General features: G+C 49.2%; 6 protein-coding genes. All 6 read right to left on the bottom strand.

Annotated elements, in window-relative coordinates; genetic code table 11:
- The coding region (locus H616_RS0111845) for an ESPR-type extended signal peptide-containing protein (protein ID WP_027967558.1) at positions 1-3224 on the bottom strand (3224 nt) is incomplete at its 3' end.
- 887 nt (positions 3225-4111) lie between these two features.
- Entirely contained in the window at positions 4112-4945 is an 834-nt protein-coding gene (locus tag H616_RS0111840; protein WP_051234258.1) for a response regulator transcription factor, read from the bottom strand.
- Positions 4946-5149: 204 nt separating this feature from the next.
- Positions 5150-6214, bottom strand: coding sequence for a polyamine ABC transporter substrate-binding protein (locus tag H616_RS0111835; protein ID WP_027967556.1), 1065 nt, complete (start codon positions 6212-6214; stop codon positions 5150-5152).
- 100 nt (positions 6215-6314) lie between these two features.
- Positions 6315-7214, bottom strand: a complete 900-nt coding sequence (locus H616_RS0111830) for an aspartyl/asparaginyl beta-hydroxylase domain-containing protein (RefSeq protein WP_027967555.1) — start codon at positions 7212-7214, stop codon at positions 6315-6317.
- A gap of 124 nt (positions 7215-7338) precedes the next feature.
- A complete protein-coding gene (locus H616_RS0111825; RefSeq protein ID WP_027967554.1) occupies positions 7339-8703 on the bottom strand; it encodes a glutamine synthetase family protein in 1365 nt (454 codons plus the stop codon).
- Positions 8704-8713: 10 nt separating this feature from the next.
- Complete coding sequence (locus H616_RS0111820; protein WP_027967553.1) at positions 8714-9775, bottom strand: ABC transporter substrate-binding protein; 1062 nt, start codon at positions 9773-9775, stop codon at positions 8714-8716.
- Positions 9776-9782: the final 7 nt, after the last annotated feature.

The following is a 9782-nucleotide window of genomic DNA, read 5'->3' as shown; positions in this document are numbered from 1 at the left end:
TGATTGCCCGACTGAGTGACAGCGATATTCTTGCCACCATTAAAGTCAGCAGACTCACCCGGTGCGATGTTCTCACTAACGGCACCACCGTCAGTGGTCAGATTCCAGCCTTGAGCCGCATATTTAATAGCCTCATCGACTGTATCTTTACCCGTTCCACCAACATCGGTCATCGTGACTTGGTGGGTACCTGCGTCGTAGGTTGCATTACCACCTAGCACATTGGCTACAGAGCCACCGGCAGTATCCAAGTTATCTGCTAGGGCATTAAGCGCCAAGTTAGTACCATGCAACTGGCTACCGTTGATAGCATCAGTACTGCTAGCGCTGACTCGGCCGGCAGCGACATTGGTAATAGTCCGCTCGTTGCCTTGTGTGCCCACACTCATCGTGCTGGTCGCATTAGCGCCTGCATAGTGATAGGTGTTTTTGTCAACCATTGCATTCGGCGTGTTAACAACATTAGTCGTTACAGAGCCTGCCCCTAGGGCGATATCGCCGTTGCTAGTCTGTGCCTTTGCGCCTTGGCCAAGCGCTATTGCACCTTGCGCCGTTGCACTGGCCTCACGACCAAAAGCGCTGGCATCCTTCGCGCTAGCTACTGATCTCTGGCCAATCGCCATAGCATCCTGCGCCGTTGCACGCGCCTCACGACCGAAAGCACTGGCATCCTTCGCACTAGACTTTGCCCCACGCCCAATCGCCATCGCATCCTGCGCCGTTGCACTGGCCTCACGACCGAAAGCACTGGCATCCTGACCGTTAGCAACAGACTGACGACCAATTGCTGTCGCATCTTGATTACTGGCTTGAGCTGAACTGCCCATTGCAAGGGCATCAAGATAGGTAGCCTGAGCGCCATTACCGATAGCGACGGTATTCGCATTAAACTTACTCCGTAATGGGTCTCTGACCTCGAAGCCAGAAACTGCGCTAGAGCCTATCGCAACACCATCAGAGGCATAGCCTATCGCATTAGTACCGCTAGCGATGGAGTTGTTACCGCTGGCCCTGGTGTTCTTACCGCTGGCTTGGGCACTGACACCGCTCGCCCGAGAGCCGCTACCAAACGCCATGGCGTCAATTGCCGTTGCTTCAGCATTATCACCTTGAGCCACACCCCTTTCGGCATTCACCAAGGAGTCTCTGCCGATAACAATCCCTTCTCTCGCTGTCGAGTGTGAATCAGTACCAATGACTATCGAGTTTGCTACATTAGAACCATTTTGGTCATCTGATGCCGAGCGAGTACCAATAACAACGGAGTTCTCACCACGGCTTGTTACCTTCGCGCCAATCGCCACAGCATTAGTGTCGCGCGCTTCCGTTTGTCCGCTACCGATAGCAACCGTGTTAGCGGCTAATGTCCTAACATCGTGGCCCAAGGTTACCGAAGAAGCACCTGCTACCGAAACGTCAGAGCCAATAGCGGTCGAGTCAGAGGCTCCAGCAGCAGTAGAGGCATTTGGCCCAATGGCCATTGATCTTGCACCTTTTGCTCCATCGTTGGCCCTATTACTCTCGCTTTCACCACCATCTTCAATACTGACATAAGTTAATAACTTCTTATTAATTTGATCCTGAAGATTCTTTATCACCCCTCCGGCGAAATTAGGGTCCAGCAGGTCGACGTTATTAACGGCATACTTCAATTGGCGCACATTCACTGCATCGGTGTCCTGCGCACCATCCTCCACATTAACAATACGTCGTGTCTGGCCTGTTGTTTTATCGCCCACAGAAATAGCGCTTCCAGAAAAGTTCCTTCCTGTCAAATAACCTAAACCATTAACATCACTCCGAGTTGCCTTCGAGCCCGAACCTAAGGCGACATGGCCGGCTCCTGCTGAAGCATTCTGCCCCAGAGCGATACCAGCTCCTCTCGCTTTCGCATCCAGGCCCAACGCTAAACCACCATCCTCCGCGTTAGCCCTAGACCCAATAGCCACGCCATCCGTACCTGCTACTGTATTCTTGCCAATACCAACAGCGCGATTTCGGTCTCCGTCATCGGTGTTTGCATTGACACCAATGCTGATATTGCTGTCACCGGTCAAACCATTACCGGCCGCAGAGCCAAAGGCAACATTATCATTACCTTTAGCCTCATTGCCGGCACCACTTCCCATTGCCACGTTACGCTGGCCGACAACCTCTTGCCCAGCCTTGGCACCGATAGCGATATTATTTACCTGATCACCATCAATGACAGGATCTGTACCTTTACCAGCCTCTTCGCCAATCGAAATATTATTTTTGGCCGCCGCCACGGCACCACGGCCGACCGCAACCCCAGCCGCACCTGTTGATTGTGCACTAGAACCCACGGCAACAGAGTTAGCTCCTGAGGCCTTAGCACCAACACCCAAGGCAGTCGCGTTGTCGCCCGTTGCTTGGGCCGCGTCTCCAAGGGCTGTGGCGCTATTGCGGCCGGCTAAACTATTGCGCCCAAGGGCTACTGCACCAGCGCCACCCAACAGCTCATCACCCGCCTTAGCACCTTTTCCCAGGGCGACTGCATCTGCAGCCATTCCTGTCGTGCTGGCACCCTCACCAACCGCTAAGCTGCTCTCGCCTACGGCTATGGCCTCCGGGCCAATAGCCACCGATTCGCCACCAAGAGCCTGGGCGTCCTCGGCCTGTGAGTTAGCGCGAAAGTAGTTAATGCCAGGCCGAGTTTCATCAACACCCAGGTCGTTCAGAGAGGTGTTGATTTTTTCTATATTATGCGTGTTCGTTGTAACACGACGATCTACACCGGCAATGGCCTTCTCTGCAGCTTGCTTATTCTCAGTAATGGATTTTGTGTTATCAGTAACCGCCTGATTGGTCTTAGCAATACCGTTCTCAGCAGTTCCAACCCGACGATCTAACAAGCTAATATTTCTCGTATTAGCACTGGAATCGCTTTGTAACCTGCTAATAGAGGTTGCAACATCAACGCCATTTAACTGCAACGAGCTAATAATTGCGGTGCCAGTAACTTCCAGCCTTTCATACCTTGCATCTTGAGCAACGGCAACGGAACTCATCATTCCTGCACCTGTCAAACCAACGGCTAGCGCCAGTGGACGCAAGGCGCCTACAGACAAGACCTTGACTGACGACACAGACACACCTTGAACTCGCTGGGCACTTGACTTACTTCTAGAGCGAGCAGCTTCGGACGCAACGACCAGCCGACCCAGGGTGCGGTTCCAAACAGTGCGGAAGATGAGGTTCATAAGTTAATTACCTATTGGTTATGCAAAATCATAGATACAGGAAGCCCCTAGAGCGAAATAAGCCCCAGAACTTTCCGTATGGATAAATTCAATATAAAAACAGCCAACAAGCTTTCAAAAAGCTTCTAGCCATATCGTGTTAAAAATAAATAGTTATAAAAACACCGTTCGAAAACCAACCAGCAGAAAGATCATAGCTTGATCACCTTTATATTCTGAGCAGCGCTCACCGCTGCAGAAGCATCGCCATGGAACTAGCGAAAGGCTTTAGCACAGTTAAGCTTTCATCATTTTCAGCCGCGATAGTATGAATATGAAGAAACTGTAAATCTATTTGCTAGCGAATCAATTTCTTTGATTGCGGGCACAAAATATTCGACCAAAGCAGAAGGCCTTGTGCATGAAAGGGAAGCACTCTTCCTTTCTGCACCGGCTTGAAATAGAGGGTCTGAAATAGAGATTCAGGCTCAGACGCGCACAACAAGCACGCATAGAAGAAGCACAGGCGGTGAGCAAATGCCGTTACATTCTTATTGATGATGTGACCCGTTGCATCAAAACAGCCTTACTGTACCAGTTTACACAACCTCAAGCTGGGTTGAGCTGAGTGGCTGAGTGGCTTACCTGCTAACACCATTCGTCAGGTCGCTAAGTCTGCCAAATCACAGTGCAGCAAAAATCAGGTTCTGTTTAATAAGAATTAGATTTAAAGAATATAATTTTATAGACTTTACAATATCAGCGTCAGCAGGAAACGCGGCCAACACCTTCTCAGGTGCTTGACGCCTGAACGTGAAACACAGTACTCAAGATAATAAAAAAGAAAAGAAATAATCTTCAAGGTTTTTTAAACACATTACATGCTTCCTGAAATATCTCAGACGAAGCTAGAGATATACATGTTCTGATCGGTATTTTGCTGGCGGAATACCGAACCGCTTAGTGAATGCAGTAGAGAAATTAGCACCACTGCTAAAGCCCACCCGCTCACCAACATCACTAACGGAGCATCCCGTATTACGCAATAGCTTAGCGGCTTCTTTCATGCGCTCTTCACGCAAGTATTCGAAAACAGTCATGCCAATATAATTTTTAAATGCCCCGTTCAGCTTCTTACTACTGGTTCCCACCATTCGGGCCAATTGTGCCAGCCCGGGTGAAACGGATAAGTCTTTCAATAGTATAACCCTGGCACTATAAAATAAAAGAGTATCAATATTATCTTTCGGTTTATCGCAATAGCCATCTAAAGATTCATCATCGCATTTTTCATTTTTAAACTCGCTCCCCTCACCGCCATTTGATTTCTTTTCAGGCAAAGGCTTGTGAGGCGCTGAGGTTTTTGAATACCTATTCAGGTAAATAGATAACCGAAGCCTCAGCTCATCAAAATCAAATGGCTTGCTTATATAATCAATAGCACCAGCTTGCAGCCCTCTCACTTTTTTTTCAGTGGATGTGTGAGACGACAGCAATACAACCGGTACACCCTGGGTCTCTGCATCTTCCGTCAAAATTTTACAAGCAGCGTAGCCATCAATCTCTGGAATCATGAGACTCATCAAGACCAAATCAGGCTTAATTAGCCTTGCCTTATTTATGCCATCACGGCCGTCTTTTGCCAGAAAAACCCGATGGCCTTGTTGCTGTAAGTAGCTAGAGAGAAGAGTACGCTCTGCCTCTACACCTTCAACTACCAAGATTCGCTTACTCTCTGTCATACAACATACCAATCAGGCAGATCTGGACACATGGCCAGCCATTAATTAACAGTAATTAATATTAACATGCCTGACTATCATAAAAACAATAAAAAAACTTCATGCCGGCCGGAAAAAGCACCGTCATGAAGCCTTGCGTGTAATGCGCTACTCAATCTGACTTCGGTTATTGGCAGTTTCCTCCTATCTGCCAATTATTACACCTCAACGGCTACGCACCTCATTCCAAATTTGCTGCAACAACTGCAGGTTACTGCCTTCGATCACCGGAGTGGTAACCAACAAGTCACGATCCGTCGCTTTAAGCCTTGACACATCTCGAAGCGATGGTAAGACTTGCTCCAGCGCTGCTTCATTGGGAGTACGGTAAAACGCATAGTTAGCCGCCTGAGCAGCAATTTCAGGGCGCATCATAAAGTTAAGAAACTCATTGGCAAGCTCGGGATTTGGCGCTCGCGCTGGAATGACCATGGTATCTACACCCAGCTGGGAGCCTTCTTGAGGCACATAGAATGCCAAATGACCATAGGTTTCTGGCGCATCCTGCTTACGATAGTCTAAATCCCCGCTATAAGTGACGGCAATTCGATTAACGCCACGTGCGACTTGTTCAATCGCGGCGGTGCTGTCTGTAAAACCAGTGAAATTTTTGCGCTTCAGCGTCTGGCTCATCAGCCCTGCGGCCTCAACCCAAGGCTTTTCGCCAACACAGTCAAAGCCATTGCCTTGGTAAGCGCAGGCCATTCCCATAGCGACTTGAGGGTCGCCTCCGAGCAGTGCAAAAGGCTGGCTTGAATTAACGTCAGGATCAAATATTGCCGACCATGACGACGCAATATCAGGGAACGTATTGGTGTCATACACGACGCCTGTCACACCCCATAAATAGGGAATACTGTACTGTTCGTCGGGGTCATAGCTTGGCGAGCGAAAAACTTCCATCAAATGATCACGGCCACTAATGCGCTCAGCATCCAGCGGCTGAATCAGCCCTGCCTGAATCAAGCGCGGCACAAAATAATCTGTGGGCACAACAACGTCGTACTGAGCATCGCCACCAGCGGAAAGCTTGGAAAACATCTCCGCGTTAGACGTGAAGTAGTTCTGCACCACTTTGGCATCAAACTCTTGTTCGAACGCCGCAATAACCTCTGGCGGCATGTATTCTGTCCAATTGAACAGATACAGTTTGTTGTCAGCAGCCTCGGCACTCAGTGTCAGTGCCAGCAAGCTTGCCCCCAAGCTTCCCGCGAGTCGTTTCTTAAGCATTATTTTTCTCCTGGCATCGGTTGCTGTCGTATTGTTGTGTGCCCGTTTGCGCTGCTACCGATCAACACCAGCGTTCAGCACTACCTAGGCTTGAGGCACCTTAAAAAAATATCCAATAAATAATCAGAGCATACATTAAATATTGCACACCATAGTAAAGAGTACGACTAAAGCGCTTTAATTTTTTCCCAAGAAAACGAATTTTCTGTATTCCACCAAACATTCGGTTGAGTACACCAACGTTGTCTCCATCGCTATTTTTAGTCGCCGAGGCTGCTAAAAGCACACGAGAGAACCCCTGATTAAACCAGTCAACAGGCGCAAAATTAACAGGCCGCTTAATATCGAGAAAAAGAATAATACGGTTGTGCTCTGTATTATTTTCTGCATAGTGCAAGTACGTTTCATCAAATATTACGGCATCGCCATCACGCCATGAATACACCTCGCCATCCACATCAATATAACAGTCATCCGAATTAGGGGTTACCAGCCCCAAATGGTAGCGCAACGAACCTGCATATGGATCACGGTGCTTCACCAGTTTGGCACCTGGCGGCAGCATGGCGAACATAGCTCCTTTCACTTCCGGCACGCTATTGATCAACTCGACCGTGCGCGGACAAAGCAAGTTCGCAGAAGGTAGGCTAGCGCCGTACCATTTTAGATAAAAACGCTTCCAACCGGTTTTAAAAAACGAGTTGAACGCTAGATCATCCATGTCGCTAGAGGCTTTTATTTGCGTTTTTGAATTGAGATTAACTGCCTCATCACGAATTTCTTCCCAAGCATCTTTAAATACTCCAAGCTGGGGAAATCGCTCAGTTTCAATATAAGGTTTATTACTCACACCAGAAAATGCATAAAACATACAATTTATCGGAGCTAAAAAATTCGAGTGGTCTGTGAGTTTACGCGACAGCTTTTTATGTTGACGCTTGCCGCGATTCTGCACGTAAATTGCGCACAAGATGAAAACAACTAAAATTACGGGGCCCATTAATGGGTCACTCCTTTGCAACTTGCAACAAAATTCCGATACCACACAACTCGCCGTCCTATCCACAGCAGTTGCCACCACCTAACAACTGCCGTGAATAGTTTACTGGTAGGGAAGGCATATATCACACCCGCAATAGCAGGTGTTCGCGCTCCCAAGAGCTGATAACTTGAAAGTACTCTCGGTGCTCAGCACGCTTAACAGCCAGATAACTATGGGTAAAACGCTCACCCAGAATATCAGCCAGCGGCTGGCAGTCTTTCATTTTATCTAGTGCTCCGCCGATATCTCGAGGCAGTTTACTACCGTCAGCCCAGGCAGGGCCAATGGTAGCAGGCCGAGCCTCTAGCTCATCAATCATGCCCAGATAGCCGCAGGCCAGCGATGCCGCCATCACCAAATAAGGGTTGGCATCCGCACCGCCAAGACGGTTTTCCACGCGCATGGACTGAGGTGCTGACACTGGCACCCGCAACCCAACTGTCCGGTTATCCACTCCCCACTCTACGTTGATCGGAGCCGAACCACTGGTATCTGTACGCACAAAACGTCGATAAGAGTTGATATTGGGCGCCATCAACGGCATCGCAGAAGGCAAGTAGTGTTGCAGCCCGCCAATGAAGTGCAAAAATTGCTGGCTAGGCTCACCTTTCTCATCGCTAAATAAGTTATGGCCTTCGCTATTCAGCAGGCTCTGATGAAGATGCATCGAACTGCCTGGTTGGTTAGCCATGGGCTTAGACATAAAGGTAGCGTACATACCGTGACGCAAGGCGGTTTCGCGCAAGGTACGTTTAAACATCACCACCTGGTCAGCCAAAGCCAGCGGGTCGCCATGCTGAAAGTTAACCTCCATCTGCCCTGCCCCCTCTTCGTGAATCAGGGTGTCCAGATCAAGGTGCATGGCGTCACAGTAGTCATACATATCTTCGAATAGCGGATCGAACTCATTAACTGCGTCAATAGAAAATGACTGACGACTGCTCTCTTGCCGACCTGTACGACCAATCGGTGGCTCTAGCGGGTAGTCTGGATCCGTATTAGTCTTGACCAGATAAAACTCTACCTCTGGTGCAACCACCGGCTTCCAGCCGCGTGCTTCATACAGCGCTAAAATACGCTTAAGTACGTAACGCGGGGCTAGCTCAACAGGCTCGCCGGTCAGGTAGAAACAGTCATGTATGATTTGCGCGGTATGGTCTTCCGCCCAGGGCACCAGAAAAATGGCGTTGGTATCAGGCACCAGCACCATATCTCGCTCGGCAGGATTCCAGAACTGAATATCGTCATCGTCGGGATAACCTCCCGTGACAGTCTGGATAAAGATGGAGTCAGGCAAACGTGGCCGGCCACCATTCAAATACTTCGCAGCAGGCATGATCTTACCTTTAAGAATACCGGTCAGGTCTGAGACCAGGCACTCCACTTCGGTAATACCCCGCTGCTGAAACCAGTCGGTAAAAGCGCTATGCGTCTGGCGGTTATTCATTGTCTACACCTCACCGCGACTGCACCTCTGACCAGAGCTGCTGAAATACCTGCAACTTCTCACCCGCAAGACTTGGAGTAAAACGCAACACACTCATTTCTTCATCGGTGGGCTTAACGGGAGGAATCGTCAACACGTGATCGAGGTAAGGCTCGGCCGCTTCGTTCGGGCTGCTGTAATAATTGTAATTGGAAAGCTGAGCACCAACTTCTGCATCAAGTAAAAAGTTAATGAACTTATGTGCTAGCTCAGGATGGGGTGCATCAACAGGAATCATCATCGAGTCCACCCACATTTCTGCACCTTCCTCAGGAATCATGAACGCCAGATTTCTGAAGGCCTCAGGGCTTTCTTCCTTGAAGTGCAGGTAGTCACCATTAAAACTCATTCCCACATGCGCTACACCCCGTGCCAACTGCTGCAACGTGGGGGTGCCATCAGTAAAGCCCGAAAAGTTCTTACGCCCCTTCGTCTCAATCAGCAAACGTGCGGCTTCCTTCCAGTCGTCTACCTCAGTGCAGTCAAAGCCTTTGCCTAGATAAGCACAGGCTGAACCTAGGTTGACCTGGCCATCGGTAACCACCGAAAACGGGTATCCGGCGTTAACGTCGGGATCAAACACTAATGACCAACTGCTAGGCGCTTCTGGAAACGTTTCAGTGTTATACACAATGCCCGTAGTGCCCCACTGATACGGCACCGAGTAGCGCGCACCAGGATCATAGGCTGGGTCACGGAACTGTTCCATTACATTATCAATGTTGTCCAGCTGCTCAACGTTCAGCGCCTGTACCAGCCCAGTATCAATAAGGCGCGGCACAAAATAATGCGACGGCACAATGATGTCGTACTGAGACGCGCCACCACTGTTGAGCTTGGCAAACATTTCACCGTTAGAGTTGAAGTAATTCTGCACCACGTCAACGTCGTATTTATCTTCAAACGCCGAGATAATCTCGGGGTCCATGTATTCGGTCCAGTTGAATAGGTACAGCTTTTCCTTGGCCTGAACCGTGCCAGCAAGCATCAGGCTACTCAGGGCAACAGCGAGTCGGGCTTTATTGATTGTCATAAGGTTC

It is taken from the genome of Halomonas halocynthiae DSM 14573, assembly GCF_000425725.1.
Taxonomy (GTDB): domain Bacteria; phylum Pseudomonadota; class Gammaproteobacteria; order Pseudomonadales; family Halomonadaceae; genus Halomonas; species Halomonas halocynthiae.
This window is presented reverse-complemented; position numbering and strand designations above follow the sequence as displayed.

What these genes read in the sequence shown, in the direction of transcription:
- H616_RS0111840 (WP_051234258.1), bottom strand. Translation starts at nt 4,945, where the DNA reads ATGACAGAGAGTAAGCGAATCTTGGTAGTTGAAGGTGTAGAGGCAGAG.
- H616_RS0111820 (WP_027967553.1), bottom strand. Translation starts at nt 9,775, where the DNA reads ATGACAATCAATAAAGCCCGACTCGCTGTTGCCCTGAGTAGCCTGATG.
- H616_RS0111830 (WP_027967555.1), bottom strand. Translation starts at nt 7,214, where the DNA reads ATGGGCCCCGTAATTTTAGTTGTTTTCATCTTGTGCGCAATTTACGTG.
- H616_RS0111835 (WP_027967556.1), bottom strand. Translation starts at nt 6,214, where the DNA reads ATGCTTAAGAAACGACTCGCGGGAAGCTTGGGGGCAAGCTTGCTGGCA.
- H616_RS0111825 (WP_027967554.1), bottom strand. Translation starts at nt 8,703, where the DNA reads ATGAATAACCGCCAGACGCATAGCGCTTTTACCGACTGGTTTCAGCAG.